A 14,993-nucleotide genomic window follows, 5' to 3' on the forward strand; every position below is an offset into this window, starting at 1 on the left:
CTCACCCAACCGTCAACGGCCATTTTTCCACAGGGGTGCAGACTGACCGTAAAACCCCGGTGTCATGGGCGTTTTGGCGCGAAATTTTTCTGCATTTTACTATGGCTGAAGCGAAACATGCCGGGAGAATCACCGTTGTGATTCGCCGTTTCCGGCGCCCTTCCCGTTCAGACTGCGCAAAAAGAAACGAAAAAACCCCGCAGCTTGCGCTGCGGGGTTTGATCAATTGCACTCGCCCTGTGGCGATCAGTGATGCGGGGTATCCTCGATCACCGGCAGCGTTTCGAACTGGTGGAACGGCGGCGGGCTGGACAGAGTCCATTCCAGCGTCGTGGCGCCTTCACCCCAATAGTTCGGCGCAGCCTTCTTGCCGGCGACGAAGGCGTAGATGATGTTCACCAGGAAGATCACGATCGACACGGCCATGATCATGTAGCCGATCGTGGCGATGTGGTTCCAGTACTCGAACGCGGGAGCGTAATCGGGATAGCGGCGCGGCATGCCCTGCACGCCCAGGAAGTGCATCGGGAAGAAGATCAGGTTCACCCCGATGAAGAACACCCAGAACTGCAGGTGGCTGAGGAACTCGGAGTGCATGCGGCCGCTCATCTTGGGGAACCAGTAGAAGAACCCGGCAAAGAGCGACGTGACCGCGCCGAGCGACAGCACGTAGTGGAAGTGGGCGACGACGTAGTAGGTATCCTGGAGATTGTCGTCGATGCCGCCGTTGGCGAGCACCACGCCGGTGACGCCACCCATGGTGAACAGGAAGATGAAGCCGATGGCCCAGACCATGGGCGACTTGAACTCGATTGACCCGCCCCACATCGTGGCGATCCACGAGAAGATCTTGATCCCGGTGGGCACGGCGATGACCATCGTCGCGGCCGTGAAATACATCTTCGTGTTCACGTCGAGGCCGGTGGTGTACATGTGGTGGGCCCACACGATGAACCCGACGAGACCGATGGCGACCATGGCATAGGCCATGCCGAGATAGCCGAACACCGGCTTGCGCGAGAAGGTCGAGATGATCTGGCTGATGATGCCGAAGCCCGGCAGGATCATGATGTAGACTTCGGGGTGGCCGAAGAACCAGAACAGGTGCTGGTAGAGGATCGGGTCACCGCCGCCGGCCGGATCGAAGAACGTCGTGCCGAAGTTGCGGTCGGTGATCAGCATGGTGATGGCCGCAGCCAGCACCGGCAGGGCGAGCAGCAGCAGGAACGCGGTGACGAGAACCGACCACACGAACAGCGGCATCTTGTGCAGGGTCATACCCGGCGCGCGCATGTTGAAAATGGTGGTGATGAAGTTCACCGCCCCGAGGATCGAGCCAGCCCCGGCCAAGTGCAACGAGAAGATCGCGAAATCGACCGCCGGACCGACCGATCCCGATGTGGAAAGCGGTGCATAGACAGTCCAGCCGGTGCCCGCGCCATGGCCAGTGCCACCGGGCATGAACGGCGAGATCATCAGCGAGCAGAAGCCCGAGAAAGTCAGCCAGAACGAAATGTTGTTCATGCGCGGGAAGGCCATGTCGGGCGCACCGATCATGATCGGCACGAACCAGTTGCCGAACCCGCCGATCAGCGCCGGCATGACCATGAAGAACACCATGATCAGGCCGTGTGCGGTGATCAGCACGTTCCACATGTGCAGCGTCTGGTTGAGATCGGCGCCATCACCGCCGACGAACCGAGTCCAGAACCCGAGGTACTGGATGCCGGGATGCGCCAGTTCGGCGCGCATGATGCCCGAGATCGCGCCGCCGACAACGCCGGCGAAGACCGCGAAAATCAGATAGAGCGTGCCGATGTCCTTGTGGTTGGTGGACATGAACCAGCGCGCGAAGAAGCTGGGCTTGTGATCGTGATCATGCGCATGGTCGTGATGCGCATCGAAACTTTCATGATCGGCGGGAATGGTGGCCATATCGGGCGATCCTCTTTCCGATTGTCGTTCAGGCGGCCGGAGCGGCTGCGCCGCCCACCGTACCGCCCTGGCTCTTGATCCAGGCGTCGAACTGGGGCTTGGTCACGGCTTCGACCACGATCGGCATGTAGCCGTGGCGCGCGCCGCACAGTTCGGAGCACTGGCCGTAATAGACGCCGGGCTTGTTGATCATCATGACCTTTTCGTTGATCCGGCCCGGGACGGCATCCAGCTTGAACCAGAGCGAGGGCACGGAGAACGAGTGGATCACGTCAGACCCGGTGGTCTGCAGGCGAATCGGCACCCCGGCCGGAACGACCATGCGGTTGTCAGCGGCAAGCTGCGGCGGCTCGCCACGCTTGATGGCCTCGGCCGGCGGCAGCATGTTGGAGATCACCTCGAACCCGCCGTTGTCGGGATAGGTATAGCCCCAGTACCACTGATAGCCGGTGACCTTGACGGTCAGTGCGCCCTTGGGCGCAGGCTCGTACTGGTGGGCGAGCAGGCGAATCGAGGGGACCGCGATCACTACCAGGACGAGCACCGGAACCAGGGTCCAGATCACCTCGATCAAGGTGTTGTGACTGGTCTTGGAGGCCACCGGGTTGGCGCGGCGGTTGAACTTGGCCATCACCGCAATGAGCAGGAACAGGACCAGCAGGACAATGACCGTGATTACCGGCATCAGCAGGTAATCGTGCATTTTCAGCGCTTCCTGGCCGATCGGCGAATACTGGTCCTGGAAGGTCCAGCCACCCGGAACGGGTTGCCCCTTGCCGGGCACCGGCTTGGCCGGGACATAGGTGGCGGCAGCCAGCGCCAGCGAAGGCGCCGCGGCTGCGGTTGTTGCTGCAATGCCTGCCAGGACATGACCGGCGGTCCGAAACGCTGTGCCCGCATGGCGGACGAATTCGATTGGACTCATCGTCGCTTGTTCCGCTCTTCCCCGCGTACACGCCAGTTTCGAGGTCTGCGTGCACTGATTGTAATTCCCTCGATTGAACCCGGCTATACGCGGCCTTGTCCTGAGCCACAAGTTGAGACGTTCACCAAGGCGACAGGAAAGCATTGCCCCTTGGTTCAAGCCCGCCCGCCGCAGGCCTGCCACTGGGCGAAAAACCCTTGCCCCCTGCCGCGCCAGCGCCCATGGCACAGGGCAAACCCCAGCACGCCAAGACGGCGAACAGGCAGGACCAGCGAACCAGAGCCATGCAGGAAGAAGACATCCTTTCCGAATTCCGTGCCAGCCAGGCCTTGCTTGAAGGGCATTTCCTGCTCTCTTCGGGCCGCCACAGCGCCCACTACCTGCAGTGCGCGCGCGTGCTGATGGACCCGATGCGCGCCTCGCGCCTGGCCAGCGCGCTGGCCGCCAAGTTGCCGCGCGACGTGCGCCAGCAGATTGCCAAGGTGGTGGCCCCGGCCATGGGCGGGGTGATCATCGGCCACGAAATGGGCCGTGCGCTGGGCGTGGAAGCGGTGTTCGTGGAACGGCCAACCGGCACGTTCGAACTGCGCCGCGGGTTTACCCTGACGCCGGGCGAAAAGGTGCTGATGGTCGAAGACGTCGTCACCACTGGCCTGTCGAGCCGCGAGGCGATCAAGGCCGTGGAAGAAGCCGGCGGCGTGGTGATCGCCGAGGCGGCCCTGGTCGACAGGTCGGCCGGCGCGGTGGACCTGGGTGTGCCGTTCTATCCGCTCGTCTCCCTCAATTTCCCGACCTATGCGCCCGATGAACTGCCGCCCGCGCTGGCCGCAGTGCCCGCGATCAAGCCCGGCAGCCGGGCACAACCGTAAGACAGGAGAATATGGCGGTGAGCGAACTGTTCACGCCCGCCCGGCTGCGACTGGGCGTCAACATCGATCACGTGGCCACCATCCGCAATGCGCGCGGCGGTGACCATCCCGATCCGGTGCGCGCCGCGCAGATCGTGGCCGACGTGGGCGGTGACGGGATCACGGCCCATCTGCGCGAGGACCGCCGCCATATTCGCGACGAGGACCTGGCCCGCATCCAGGCGGCGACCAACCTGCCGCTGAACCTGGAAATGGCCGCCACCGACGAAATGCTGGCGATTGCCCTGCGCCACAAGCCGCATGCCTGCTGCATCGTGCCCGAACGCCGCGAGGAACGCACCACCGAAGGTGGCCTTGATGCCGCCGGGCAGCACAACCGCCTGGCGCCGATCGTCTCGCGCCTGGCCGACGCCGGCATCCGCGTCAGCCTGTTCATCGCGCCCGATGCGCGGCAGATCGAAGCGGCGATGAAGCTGGGCGCACCGGTAGTGGAACTGCACACCGGCGAATATGCCCATGCCGAGGGCGAGGCCCGCGCGAGCGAACTCAAGCGCCTGGCCGACATGGCCGCCCTGGCCGCCAAGAACGGCATCGAACCCCATGCCGGCCACGGCCTGACCTATGACAACGTGCAGCCCGTGGCCGCCATCCCGCAGTTGGCCGAGCTCAACATCGGCCATTACCTGATCGGCGAGGCGATCTTCGTGGGTCTGGAAGCAGCCGTGCGGCGCATGCGCACGCTGATGGACGAAGTGCGCTGAACCCGCCACGCGGCTGGAAGGAAGACCCCGCATGATCATCGGCCTGGGTTCCGACTTGTGCAATATCGAGCGCATCCAGCAATCGCTGGAGCGGTTCGGCGATCGCTTTGTCGAGCGGGTGTTCACCCCGGTGGAGCAGGCCAAAGCAGCGCGCCGGCCCTATACCCGCGCCGGCACCCTGGCCAAGCGCTTTGCCGCCAAGGAAGCCTATTCCAAGGCGGTGGGCACCGGCTTCAAGGCTGGGGTGTTCATGAAGGACATCGGCGTGGTCAACGCGCCTTCGGGGGCGCCGACGCTGGCCCTGACCGGCGGCGCGGCGGCACGGCTGGCCGCGATCACCCCGCCCGGCCACAAGGCCGTGGTGCACCTGACGATGACCGATGATCATCCCTGGGCCCAGGCCTTCGTGGTGATCGAGGCCATTGCGCTGGACCTTGGCCACTCGGGCGAAGGAGACACGGCATGAGCGATGGCGTTACCGGCCTGCCACCGGAACAGGCCGAAGCCCGGCCCGCGCGCGTCAACTGGTGGGCGGAACTGCGCGGTTTGATTGGCATGCTGCTGGCTGTCCTGGTGTTCCACAGCCTGCTGGCCAAGCCGTTCTACATTCCGTCGATGTCGATGATGCCCAACCTGCTGGTGGGCGATCGGCTGGTGGTTTCCAAGTATCCCTATGGCTGGTCGTGGGTGTCGCCATCGTTCCACGTGCTGCCGCGCTCGTCGCTGCGGCTGTTCCCGGCCACGCCGCAGTATGGCGACATCGTGATCGTGGTGCCGCGCGGCAGCAACGAAGATTATATCAAGCGAGTCGTCGCCCTGCCGGGTGACCGCATCGCCGTGGTCCATGGCCAGATCATCCTCAACGGGCGGCCCGTGCCACAAGTGGTGGAAGCGCCGCTCGATCTGCCGGTCGATGCCAACGAACCGTGCGATCCCACCGATTTTCCCGGCTTGCGCTTTCGCGACGCGATGGGCCGGCAATTCTGCGAGCTGCCGATCCTGCGTGAGACGCTGCCCAATGGCGCGACCTATCGCATCATCGACCATGAGCAGCAGCCGCTCGATGACTATGCCGAGGTGACGGTGCCGGCCGGCCATGTCTTCCTGATGGGCGACAACCGTGACCATTCCGCCGACAGCCGCGAACCGCTGGCGCTCAAGGGCCTGGGCGGCCCAGTGCCGCTAGCCGACGTGGGTGGCCGGGCCGAGTTCGTGACGGTTTCCCTGGATGGCAGCGAAACGTGGAATCCGGCGACCTGGTGGCATGCGCTGCGCCACGGCCGCGGTGGAACCAGCCTGCGCGCGGAACAGGGGCTGCCACAATTCGTTCCGGCTTCCTGAACTCTTGCTGCGGGGGTAGCTTGCGCGCGATGTCCGATTCTGCCGACACCATTTCTGTCTCCGCCAACCCGCCGGCCGGCGGCACGACCAAGGCGAACGCGCCTGGCCCGACCGACATTACTGACCATACGGTTCGCCAGGAGGCCAAGAAGGCCTTTGTGTGGATCGGCATTGCCGCGTTGGTGGTGCTGGCCGTGTTCCTGGCTCAGCCGTTGCTGGTGATCTTTGGCGGGGTGGTCTTTGCCTCGCTGATCGAGGGCGGGCAGCGCCTGCTGGGCCGGATCATCCCTGGCCCCCGCGCATTGCGGATCGCACTGGTACTACTGGCCGCTGTGGGTTTTCTGGTGTGGCTGGGCTATTTTGCCGGCAACCAGATCGCAGCCCAGGCGGCGCAATTCCCGCATATCATCCAGGGCCAGGCCCAGCGTACGCTGACCTGGCTGCACGGCCATGGCATCAACGTGGGCCAGGCTGATGTCTCCAAGATCGCCGAGCAGGTGATAGGCGGCGTCGGCCCCGTCACGCAGGCGCTGGGGGGAATTTTCGGTGGGTTCACCACGTTTTTCCTGATCGTGATCCTGGGCATCTATTTCGTGCTGGAGCCTGACATCTATCGGCGCGGTTTTGCCTGGCTGTTCCCGCTCGATCGCCGCCCGCATTTCCAGGTGACGCTGCAACGCATGGGCAAGTCGCTGCGCATGCTGCTGTTCGGGCGCATGATCGGCATGTTTACCGAAGGGCTGGCAACCTGGCTGCTGCTGGCCGTCTATGGCGTGCCGATGTCGGCGTTGCTGGGCATTCTTACCGGGCTGCTGGTGTTCCTGCCCAATATCGGCGCGCCGCTGTCCGGCCTGCTGATGGTGCTGGTGGGCTTTTCGGGCGGCACCGACATGGGGATCTACTGCATCATCGTCTACCTCGTGGTGCAGACGGTGGATGGCAACATCATCGTGCCGATGGTGGCCAAGAAGACCGCCGACCTTGCCCCGGCGATGGTACTGGGCGCGCAGCTGATCTTTGGCGTGCTGTTTGGCATCCTGGGCCTGGCGCTGGCCGATCCGATCGTGGCGATGATCAAGATCGCGCTGGAACGGCAGGCCGAGCGCAACGACGACGAGCGGGACGAAACTGCCCCGGGTGAAACCCCCGCGCTGGCCACATGATGCCATGGTGATCAAGCGCGTGGTTCAGGCCGGCGCGCTGTTCGTGGTGCTGGCCTTGCTGTGCCTTGGCGTGTTGCGCCAGTGCTCGGCAGAAATCTCGCGCTATGCCTTTGCGCCCATCCACGCGTTCGAGCCGGGCGCGCCGCCAGCGCGCAATGCCTATGCCGATCCTGCGATGTGGCTGGCCCGGCCCGGCATGGCCAATGACCCGGCACAGTGGCTGCCACCGGGCACGCCCGCCCCGCCCAGCGGGGATACGGCGGTGTTCTTCGTGCATTCGACCACCTATCTCAGCCGCAACCACTGGAATGCGCCGCTGGCCGATATCGATTCGCAGCGGCGCGCCAACATTCTGGTGGCGGCCACGGCCAGCGCGTTCAACGCGGTGGGGCCAGTATGGGTGCCGCGCTATCGCCAGGCCGCGTTGGGTGCCTTCCTGACCGACGGTGCCGATCGCCAGCGAGCGATGGACCTGGCCTATGCCGACATTCACGCGGCCTTTGCCGCGTTCCTGGCGGCCCTGCCCCCGCAGACGCCGATCATCATCGCCGGTCACAGCCAGGGCGCCTGGGCCGTGGCCCGCCTGCTGCACGATAGTGTGCAGGGACGCCCGGTGGCGCGACGCGTGGTGGCCGCCTATGCCATTGGCTGGCCCATCGTGGCGGCAACGGCTGCGGCGGACACCGGCTTTGCCCCGTGCACGGCGCCCGATCAGGCAGGATGCCTGGTCGGCTGGCTCAGCTTTGCCGAACCGGCCGATCCCACCCTGCTGATCGGCGCCTATCACCGCTGGCCGGATCACGCGCCAGGCCAGGGCCCGCTGATCTGCGTCAATCCGCTGACCGGCACGCAAGGCGGCGTTGCCACGCGCAAGGCCAACCGCGGCACGCTGCTGCCCGATGCAAACGATAGCGAGACCGAGCGCGCCGGGCCGCTGGTAGCTGGCCTCGTGCCGGCGCGGTGCGATGCGCGCGGGCTGTTGCTGATCGGGCCGCCGCCGCACATCGGGCTGTTCGTGCTGCCGGGCAACACCTACCATGTCTACGATATCCCGCTGTTCTGGGCCAACCTGCGCGCCGATGCCCTGCGTCGCAGCGCCGCCTGGCACCAGGCCTGGGACGGAGGAACCCAATGATCACCCAAAATGTCGCCGACCTGCGCGCCGCCCTGCCGATGGGCGGGGTGCTCATGGGATTAGACCCCGGCACCAAGACCATCGGCGTGGCGCTGTGCGATGCCGGCTGGCACTTTGCCACCGCCGGGCAAACCGTGATCCGCCGCAAGTTTGCCCAGGACAAGGCAGCCTTGGCTGACATCATCGCGCAGCGCGGGGTCAAGGGCCTGGTCATCGGCCTGCCGCTCAACATGGATGGCAGCAATGGCCCGCGCAGCCAATCGGCCCGCGCCATGGCGCGCAACCTGGAAGACCTGGGCCTGCCCATCCTGATGTGGGACGAGCGCTGGTCGACCCAAGCGGCCGAGCGCACGATGATCGAGCAGGATTTCAGCCGGGCCAAGCGCGCCCAGCGCATCGATTCGCATGCCGCCGCGCTGATCCTGCAGGCCGCGATCGACACGCTGGCCGGCGGGGTGCTGTGATTTAACCAATCGGTTGAACCCCGGTCGACATTGCGGCAAGGAACAGCGATGGCAGAACACGAACCTTTCACCTGGCGCAAGCAGGGCCCCTTTGATCCGGCCGTGGCGGGCGAACTGCTGAGCAAGCTGGGCCACGGCGGCTTTCTCGGCATGCGCTATGGCGACCATGGTCCCGACTGGTTCGAAGCCGAATTGCCCTGGCGCGAGGATCTGGTGGGAGCGGGCAACAAGGGCGTGCTGGCCTCCGGCCCGATCATCAGCCTGTTCGACAATTGCACCTCGATGGCGATCTGGACGCGGCGGGGATGCTTCGTCCCCCATGTCACGCTGGACTTGCGCATCGACTATGTCCGGGCAGCCGTACCGGGACGCAGCGTGATCGCGCGGGCGGAATGCTATCAGTTGCGCGGCGACCTGGCATTCGTGCGGGCGCTGGCCCACGATGGGGATATGGCCGATCCGCTGGCCCACGCGGCCGCCATCTTCATGGTGCTGGGAGACAGCGAATGAGCGAGGGCCAACGCGATGGCAGCGTCCTGTTCACCCTGCCGCCCTTTGCCCTGGCCATGGGCATGACCCTGGCGGCGGACGAAGACGGCAGCCCGATCGTCACCATGCAGTTTGGCGCCCATTCAGAAGGGCGCCCCGGATTTCTGCACGGCGGCGCGATTGGCGGGCTGCTGGAAATGGCCGGGTTTGCTGCCCTCTCTGTCCATCTGGCGCGGAACGGGGTGAACCAGCGGATGAAGCCGATCAACATCTCGATCGAATACCTGCGCGCCGGGCTGCCACAGCCGGTCTACGCCATAGGCCAGGTGGTGCGCGCCGGGCGGCGCGTGGCCAATGTGCGGGTGGAAGCCTGGCAGAGCGACCGCGCCGTACCGATCGCCAGCTGCTGGATGAACTTTCACCTAGCAGCGCCCAAGGGCTGATTAGCCGGGCAGGCGCAGTTCCACGGTCAGGCCAGAGGGCAACGCTGCACCGGGCGGCAGGCGTTGCGCATCGGCGCGTGCGCGCACCAGGATAGCCAGCGGCACAGCGGCATCGGCCACCACGGCATCGGCCATGCCCAGAAGGCGCGCCTCGCGCAGGGTAAGGTCTTCCGGATCGTCCGAGCGCAGCACGATGACATGGTGCGCTGCCGCTACTTCGGCCGCACCTGCCAGCCATTCCTCCACCGCGGCGGGTGCATGCTCCACCATCGGATCGAGCGGGCCGCCCTCTGCCAGCGCGCCATCAAGCGCGCGGCGCCGATCGGCGCCATCGGGAAAGCGCGCGCGCAAGGCATCGCGCGCGGCAAAAAGCGCATTGGCCAGCGCGCCCAGCCCCTGGGGCAGCGCGCGTTCCAGCCGCAGCCGCACGTGCTTGGCCAGCCCCGCCGACGCGCCCGCCGTGCCGACAGCCACCACCACCGGGCTGCGATCGATCAGCGACGGCGTGGTGAAATCGCACAGCGCCGGGCGATCCACCACATTGACCAGCAAGCCGGCGCCCCGCGCGCGCAGGGCATCGGCCATGCAGGCATCGGCACTGTCATGGGCGATGAACGCCAGCCGCGCGCCGATATCGATGCCGTGGGCAAGATCATCCACCACCTGGCCGCCAGCGCGCTCCACCAGCCGCGCCTTGGCCTGCGCCGCATCGCCATGGCCCAGCACGATCACCGGCTGGCCGGCGATACGGTGGAACAGGGGCAGCGCGGGCAAGCTCATGGCAGCGGCCTAGCGGGTCACAGGCATGGCGTCAGGCCAGCCATTCGGGCACGCGTTCGGCCGCCAGGATCGTGGCTGGCTCGATCCGGTCGGCCACCACCGCCCACTTCGTGCCATCCACCATCACTTCGGGCACGAGGGGCCGCGAATTGTAGGTGTTGGCCATCGTCGCGCCATAGGCGCCAGCCGTGCGGAACACGGCCAGATCGCCCCGCGCCACGGCATCGATCGTACGGCCCATGGCAAAGGTGTCGCTCGATTCGCAGATCGGGCCAACAATATTGGCCTCCATCGTTTCGCCATTGGGAGAAACCGCCGCGAAATCGTGCCAGGCATCATAGAGCGCCGGGCGCGCCAGATCGTTCATGGCCGCGTCGACGACCACCCACGGGGCGCCGACGCCTTCCTTCACCCGCACCACCCGCGTCATCAGCACGCCGGTGTTGCCGGTGATCACGCGGCCGGGTTCGAACATCGCGGTAATGTCCCAGCCCTGTGTCACGCGGGCGACCATCGCGGCATAGTCTTCGGGCTGGGGAAAGACTTCCCCGGCCTTGTAGGGCACGCCCACGCCGCCGCCGAAATCGATGTGCGTCACGGCATGGCCCGCCGCGCGGATCGCCTGCATCAGCTGGCCGATCTTGGTAAAGGCTGCCTCCAGCGGATCGAGCCGCGACAGCTGGCTGCCGATATGCAGCGCCAGGCCGCGCATGGCCAGGCCCGGCGTGGTCGCCAGCCTGGCATAGATCGCTGCAGCGCGATCATACGGCACGCCAAACTTGTTTTCCGCCTTGCCGGTGGAAATCTTGCCATGCGTGCCGGCATCGACGTCAGGGTTGACGCGCAGCGCACAGGCCGCGGTCTTGCCCAGCCCCACGGCGATTTCCGCCAGTTCCAGGCCTTCTTCCTCGCTTTCCAGGTTGAACTGGCCGATGCCCGCCTCCAGCGCGCGGGTCAGTTCGGCATGGGTCTTGCCCACCCCGGAGAAGACGATGCCCTCGGCCGCCATGCCGGCTGCCAGGGCGCGCTCCATCTCACCGCCCGAAACCACGTCGGCGCCGTAGCCTTCGGCGGCCAGGACCTTGAGCACGGCAAGGTTGGGATTGGACTTGACGGCAAAGGCCAGCTTGACGCGCGGCAGGACCGCCAGCGCATCGCGGAACACGCGGGCGTGGCGCGTCAGCGTGGCGCGCGAATAGACATAGAGCGGCGTGCCCACGGCATCGGCCAGCATGGGCAGGGCAATATCTTCGGCGTGCAGCACGCCGTTCACCTGGTGAAAGTGGTCCATCGAAACTCTCGAGAATGGTCGTTGAAAACGCGTTATTCTTCGGGCGGCAGATCGAACGGGTCGTCTTCGCGCTCTTGCGAGCGGCTGCGCAATTCCACGTTGCGATCGGGCTTGGCCTGGATCGGCGCTTTCAACAGCGCGTCCGCCCCGCGGCTCTGCTCCCGGCCATAGGGCGCGGGCGGCAGGCCGTGCCCCGGCGCCGGTTTCAGCTCGCGTTTGTTGCCGCACCCGGCAAGGGCCAGGGCAGCAAGACCAACGAGCACAATGCCAGCGGCTTTGGGGGCAGTGGGGCGGATCAAGCGATTACTCCTCCAGGCCAAGCGCTGCACGCGCCTGGGCCACACGCTTCCTTACCTCGGCCGGGGCGGTTCCGCCATGGCTGCAACGCGCCGCCACCGATGCTTCGACCGAAAGCGCGGCATAGACGCGTTCATCGATACGCGCATCAATGGCCTTGAGATCCTCCAGCGGCAGCTGATCAAGCGCGATTCCCCGGCTTTCGGCCAGTTTCACCGCGCTGCCGGTGATGTGGTGCGCCTCACGGAAAGGAATATTGGCCTGACGCACCAGCCAGTCGGCCAGGTCCGTCGCCGTGGCATAGCCCAGTTCGGCAGCGCCGCGCATGCGATCGGTGCGGAAACGCGCCTCGGCCACCATGCCGGTCATCGCCGCGATCGACAGCGCCAGCAGGCTGGCTGCCTCGAACACCGGCGGCTTGTCGTCCTGCATGTCCTTGGAATAGGCGAGCGGCAGACCCTTCATGGTGATCATCAGCGCGGTGAGGCAGCCGACGATCCGGCCCGAATGGCCGCGCACCAGTTCGGCCGCATCGGGATTCTTCTTCTGCGGCATGATCGAGCTGCCAGTCGACAGGCTATCGGGCAGGGCAACGAAGCCAAACGGCTGGCTGGCCCAGATGATGAATTCTTCGGCCAGGCGCGAGAGATGCAGCGAGCACTGCGCCGCCGCCATCAGGTAATCCAGGGCGAAATCGCGGTCGGATACCGAATCGAGGCTGTTGTCGGTCGGTCCGTCGAAACCCAGCGCCTGCGCGGTGCGGAAACGGTCGATGGGAAAGCCGGTGCCGGCCAGCGCCGCCGCGCCTAGCGGCGAGCGGTTCATGCGCGCGCGGGCATCGGCAAAGCGCGAGCGATCACGGCCGATCATCTCGTAATAGGCCATGAGGTGGTGGCCCAGCGTTACCGGCTGCGCGGTCTGCAAGTGGGTGAAGCCGGGCATGATCGAGCCGGCATGCTCGCCCGCGCGCGCCACCAGCGCGGTCTGCAAGGCGAGCAGGCCCGAATCGACCTGGTCGATCGCATCGCGCACCCACAGGCGGAAATCGGTGGCCACCTGATCGTTGCGGCTGCGCGCGGTGTGCAGGCGCCCCGCCGCCGGGCCGATCAGTTCGGCCAGCCGGCTTTCGGTGGTCATGTGGATGTCTTCAAGGTCCCAGTCTTCGGGCACGCCATTGGCTTCGTATTCGCCCGCCACCTGATCCAGCCCCTGGGCGATCAGCGCGGCATCCTGCGCTTCCACGATGCCTTGGGTGGCCAACATGTCCACATGGGCCTTTGACGCGGCGATATCCTGGCGCCACAGCGCCTTGTCGAACGGGATCGAGGCGTTAATCTCGCGCATGATGGCCGAAGGGCCGGCGGCGAAACGCCCGCCCCACATCTGGTTGGAGCCCGAATTGCCACTCATGTCCGCTCGTCCGCCCTATCCGTCGTTGATTCTGGGTGCGCTGGCCGCAGCCACGCTTGGCGGCTGCGATAGGCAAGCAAACCCGCCGGCGCAACCGTCCAGCGCCGCTACTGCGGATGCTGGGGGTGGCGACGCTGCACCCGCCGCCGGCAAGGTCGATCTCAGCCACAAGGGTTCGGCCATGCCCGCCTTTGCCTTGGCCACGCCCGAAGGCGGCAAGATCAACGCCAAAGACCTGGCCGGCAAGCCCGTGCTGATCAATCTGTGGGCCACCTGGTGCGGCCCCTGCGTGGTGGAAATGCCCACGCTCGACAAGCTGGCCGCCGGCGGTCTGCGCGTGCTGACCGTCTCGCAGGATACCACCGGGCAGGTCGACAAGGTCAAGGGCTTCAAGGCCGAGCATGGCCTGGCCCATGTGCAGATGCTGCTCGACCCCGACAACGACCTGTCGTTCCACTATGGCACCGGCGTCTTGCCCACGACCGTGGTCTATGACGCGAAAGGCAAGGAAGTGGGCCGCGTGGTAGGCGCGTTCGATTGGACCGGGGCAGATGCCGCCGCCCTGATCAAGGCCGCAACCCAGGGCGGCGCCTGAGCCACCAGCGCCACAGCCCGGTGATGTAGAGCGCGGCCGGCACCAGCCCGGCCGCGACCACCAGCATGCGCAACGGCAGCCCGGCAGCAGAGCCGTCGTGCAACGGGTGCAGCCACTTGAGCAGCACGTCCATCGGCCCGCCCTGCGCCACGTTGGCCACGCCAAGCACGGCGCCGCCATGCCGGTCGATCACCGCCCAGCTATGCGGAAAACGGGGGGACGGATCAGCCATCTGGGCCAGGCGGACGCGATAGGCGCCCTGCCCCTGCCCCGGCAATTCGATCCAGACCGCCCGCGCGCCGGGCAAGGCCGCCTGGGCCAGGGCCACCGCACGGGACACTGCGATATCGGGCGTGCCGGGGGCGCCATCGGCGATCTGGCCCGGCACGTCTTGCGCGCCGCCCAGCACGGGCCGCAGCAGGTGGCCGGTTTCCTGCGGCAGGGCCAGCATGACGCCGGTAAGCGTGAGCAGCAGGAGCAGCGGAGCACCGGCCAGGCCGGACAGCTTGTGCCAGTCATACAAACGGCGCACGGGCGCAGCGCGCGGCTTGAACCGCAGCGCCTTGGCCCAGCCGCCGCGCGGCCACCATGCCCATAGTCCGCTGGCCAAGAGCACTGCCAGTGCCAGCCCGGCCCAGCCAAAGATCGTACCCCCGACCGGCCCCAGTTGCAGGCAATAGTGCAGGTCATAGATCCAGGTCATGCCACCATCCCCCCAGAATTCGGCGCGCAGCACGCGGCGGCCATCGGGCGAAAGCCAGGCCAGCAGCGGCGCATGGCCAGCACCGGCCCGCTCTGCCGGGTGATAATAGCGCGCAGGGATGGCGCCATCGCTGCCGGTCAGTTCCAGCCGCCATGGCCCGGTGCGGGCGGGGAACGCGGCATGGAGGGTTGCGGCGGCACGATCCCAATCAACCGGGCCGGCGCGCCCTGTCACCTGCACGGCCGGGTGCAGCGCACGGTCGATATCGACATAGAAGACCAGCAGCGCGCCGGTGATCCCGGCCAGGACCATCAGCGCGCCGAGCGACAGCCCCAGCCACAGGTGAAGCCGCCGCACCCAGGCGCGCGGCGAAAGGATGCGGCGGCCCACGA

At 66.5% G+C, this 14,993-nt stretch carries 17 protein-coding genes; 10 read left to right on the forward strand and 7 right to left on the reverse strand.

The annotated features are described in order from the left end of the window. Nucleotides 1-246 precede the first annotated feature (246 nt). Nucleotides 247-1,935, reverse strand: coding sequence for a cytochrome c oxidase subunit I (gene ctaD / locus SCA01S_RS18345; protein ID WP_062788074.1), 1,689 nt, complete (start codon nt 1,933-1,935; stop codon nt 247-249). Between the two features lie 28 nt (nt 1,936-1,963). Then, complete coding sequence (coxB, locus tag SCA01S_RS18350; RefSeq protein ID WP_022676870.1) at nt 1,964-2,860, reverse strand: cytochrome c oxidase subunit II; 897 nt, start codon at nt 2,858-2,860, stop codon at nt 1,964-1,966. 284 nt (nt 2,861-3,144) lie between these two features. Here coxB and pyrE point away from each other — a divergent pair, with 284 nt between their 5' ends. The 9 genes from pyrE to SCA01S_RS18395 are packed head-to-tail and all read left to right on the forward strand — an operon-like array spanning nt 3,145 to nt 9,525. Beyond that, nucleotides 3,145-3,729: an orotate phosphoribosyltransferase gene (gene pyrE, locus SCA01S_RS18355; RefSeq protein ID WP_062788075.1), complete on the forward strand. Its 585-nt coding sequence runs from the start codon at nt 3,145-3,147 to the stop codon at nt 3,727-3,729. 17 nt (nt 3,730-3,746) lie between these two features. Then, complete coding sequence (locus SCA01S_RS18360; protein WP_327195967.1) at nt 3,747-4,490, forward strand: pyridoxine 5'-phosphate synthase; 744 nt, start codon at nt 3,747-3,749, stop codon at nt 4,488-4,490. Nucleotides 4,491-4,521: 31 nt separating this feature from the next. Further along, nucleotides 4,522-4,956, forward strand: coding sequence for a holo-ACP synthase (gene acpS / locus SCA01S_RS18365; protein ID WP_062788078.1), 435 nt, complete (start codon nt 4,522-4,524; stop codon nt 4,954-4,956). Further along, nucleotides 4,953-5,831, forward strand: coding sequence for a signal peptidase I (gene lepB, locus SCA01S_RS18370; protein WP_062788079.1), 879 nt, complete (start codon nt 4,953-4,955; stop codon nt 5,829-5,831). The genes acpS and lepB overlap by 4 nt, the downstream gene beginning before the upstream one ends. A 29-nt stretch (nt 5,832-5,860) precedes the next feature. Next, a complete protein-coding gene (locus SCA01S_RS18375; protein WP_062788081.1) occupies nt 5,861-6,994 on the forward strand; it encodes an AI-2E family transporter in 1,134 nt (377 codons plus the stop codon). A gap of 4 nt (nt 6,995-6,998) precedes the next feature. Next, nucleotides 6,999-8,129: a DUF3089 domain-containing protein gene (locus SCA01S_RS18380; protein ID WP_157089037.1), complete on the forward strand. Its 1,131-nt coding sequence runs from the start codon at nt 6,999-7,001 to the stop codon at nt 8,127-8,129. Next, complete coding sequence (gene ruvX / locus SCA01S_RS18385; RefSeq protein ID WP_022676863.1) at nt 8,126-8,593, forward strand: Holliday junction resolvase RuvX; 468 nt, start codon at nt 8,126-8,128, stop codon at nt 8,591-8,593. Before SCA01S_RS18380 ends, ruvX begins: the two co-directional genes overlap by 4 nt. Before the next feature lie 48 nt (nt 8,594-8,641). After that, a complete protein-coding gene (locus SCA01S_RS18390) occupies nt 8,642-9,103 on the forward strand; it encodes a PaaI family thioesterase (RefSeq protein WP_084391119.1) in 462 nt (153 codons plus the stop codon). Beyond that, complete coding sequence (locus SCA01S_RS18395) at nt 9,100-9,525, forward strand: PaaI family thioesterase (RefSeq protein WP_022676861.1); 426 nt, start codon at nt 9,100-9,102, stop codon at nt 9,523-9,525. The genes SCA01S_RS18390 and SCA01S_RS18395 overlap by 4 nt, the downstream gene beginning before the upstream one ends. Here SCA01S_RS18395 and SCA01S_RS18400 read toward each other — a convergent pair whose 3' ends face one another. Genes SCA01S_RS18400 through argH form a run of 4 tightly spaced genes read right to left on the reverse strand, consistent with a single transcriptional unit; the run spans nt 9,526 to nt 13,276 of the window. Then, nucleotides 9,526-10,305, reverse strand: coding sequence for a precorrin-2 dehydrogenase/sirohydrochlorin ferrochelatase family protein (locus SCA01S_RS18400; protein WP_062788083.1), 780 nt, complete (start codon nt 10,303-10,305; stop codon nt 9,526-9,528). Between the two features lie 31 nt (nt 10,306-10,336). Next, complete coding sequence (gene lysA, locus SCA01S_RS18405) at nt 10,337-11,596, reverse strand: diaminopimelate decarboxylase (RefSeq protein ID WP_062788084.1); 1,260 nt, start codon at nt 11,594-11,596, stop codon at nt 10,337-10,339. Nucleotides 11,597-11,628: 32 nt separating this feature from the next. Further along, nucleotides 11,629-11,895 carry a hypothetical protein gene (locus SCA01S_RS18410; RefSeq protein ID WP_022676859.1) on the reverse strand — a complete coding sequence of 89 codons (267 nt, stop codon included), beginning with the start codon at nt 11,893-11,895 and terminating at the stop codon, nt 11,629-11,631. 4 nt (nt 11,896-11,899) lie between these two features. After that, nucleotides 11,900-13,276, reverse strand: a complete 1,377-nt coding sequence (argH, locus tag SCA01S_RS18415; protein ID WP_062788086.1) for an argininosuccinate lyase — start codon at nt 13,274-13,276, stop codon at nt 11,900-11,902. Nucleotides 13,277-13,328: 52 nt separating this feature from the next. Here argH and SCA01S_RS18420 point away from each other — a divergent pair, with 52 nt between their 5' ends. Continuing rightward, on the forward strand, nt 13,329-13,898 hold the full coding sequence (locus SCA01S_RS18420) for a TlpA family protein disulfide reductase (RefSeq protein WP_245652770.1): 570 nt from the start codon (nt 13,329-13,331) through the stop codon (nt 13,896-13,898). Here SCA01S_RS18420 and SCA01S_RS18425 read toward each other — a convergent pair. Further along, a complete protein-coding gene (locus SCA01S_RS18425; protein WP_218016418.1) occupies nt 13,870-14,991 on the reverse strand; it encodes a PepSY-associated TM helix domain-containing protein in 1,122 nt (373 codons plus the stop codon). The genes SCA01S_RS18420 and SCA01S_RS18425 overlap by 29 nt on opposite strands. Between the last annotated feature and the right edge of the window lie 2 nt (nt 14,992-14,993).

The organism is Novosphingobium capsulatum NBRC 12533, assembly GCF_001598375.1.
GTDB classification, from domain to species: Bacteria; Pseudomonadota; Alphaproteobacteria; order Sphingomonadales; family Sphingomonadaceae; genus Novosphingobium; species Novosphingobium capsulatum.

Coding starts and splice junctions, on each gene's coding strand:
- acpS (WP_062788078.1), top strand. CDS start 4,522: ATGATCATCGGCCTGGGTTCCGACTTGTGCAATATCGAGCGCATCCAG.
- argH (WP_062788086.1), bottom strand. CDS start 13,276: ATGTGGGGCGGGCGTTTCGCCGCCGGCCCTTCGGCCATCATGCGCGAG.
- SCA01S_RS18375 (WP_062788081.1), top strand. CDS start 5,861: ATGTCCGATTCTGCCGACACCATTTCTGTCTCCGCCAACCCGCCGGCC.
- SCA01S_RS18400 (WP_062788083.1), bottom strand. CDS start 10,305: ATGAGCTTGCCCGCGCTGCCCCTGTTCCACCGTATCGCCGGCCAGCCG.
- lepB (WP_062788079.1), top strand. CDS start 4,953: ATGAGCGATGGCGTTACCGGCCTGCCACCGGAACAGGCCGAAGCCCGG.
- SCA01S_RS18395 (WP_022676861.1), top strand. CDS start 9,100: ATGAGCGAGGGCCAACGCGATGGCAGCGTCCTGTTCACCCTGCCGCCC.
- coxB (WP_022676870.1), bottom strand. CDS start 2,860: ATGAGTCCAATCGAATTCGTCCGCCATGCGGGCACAGCGTTTCGGACC.
- lysA (WP_062788084.1), bottom strand. CDS start 11,596: ATGGACCACTTTCACCAGGTGAACGGCGTGCTGCACGCCGAAGATATT.
- pyrE (WP_062788075.1), top strand. CDS start 3,145: ATGCAGGAAGAAGACATCCTTTCCGAATTCCGTGCCAGCCAGGCCTTG.
- SCA01S_RS18380 (WP_157089037.1), top strand. CDS start 6,999: ATGGTGATCAAGCGCGTGGTTCAGGCCGGCGCGCTGTTCGTGGTGCTG.
- ruvX (WP_022676863.1), top strand. CDS start 8,126: ATGATCACCCAAAATGTCGCCGACCTGCGCGCCGCCCTGCCGATGGGC.
- SCA01S_RS18390 (WP_084391119.1), top strand. CDS start 8,642: ATGGCAGAACACGAACCTTTCACCTGGCGCAAGCAGGGCCCCTTTGAT.
- ctaD (WP_062788074.1), bottom strand. CDS start 1,935: ATGGCCACCATTCCCGCCGATCATGAAAGTTTCGATGCGCATCACGAC.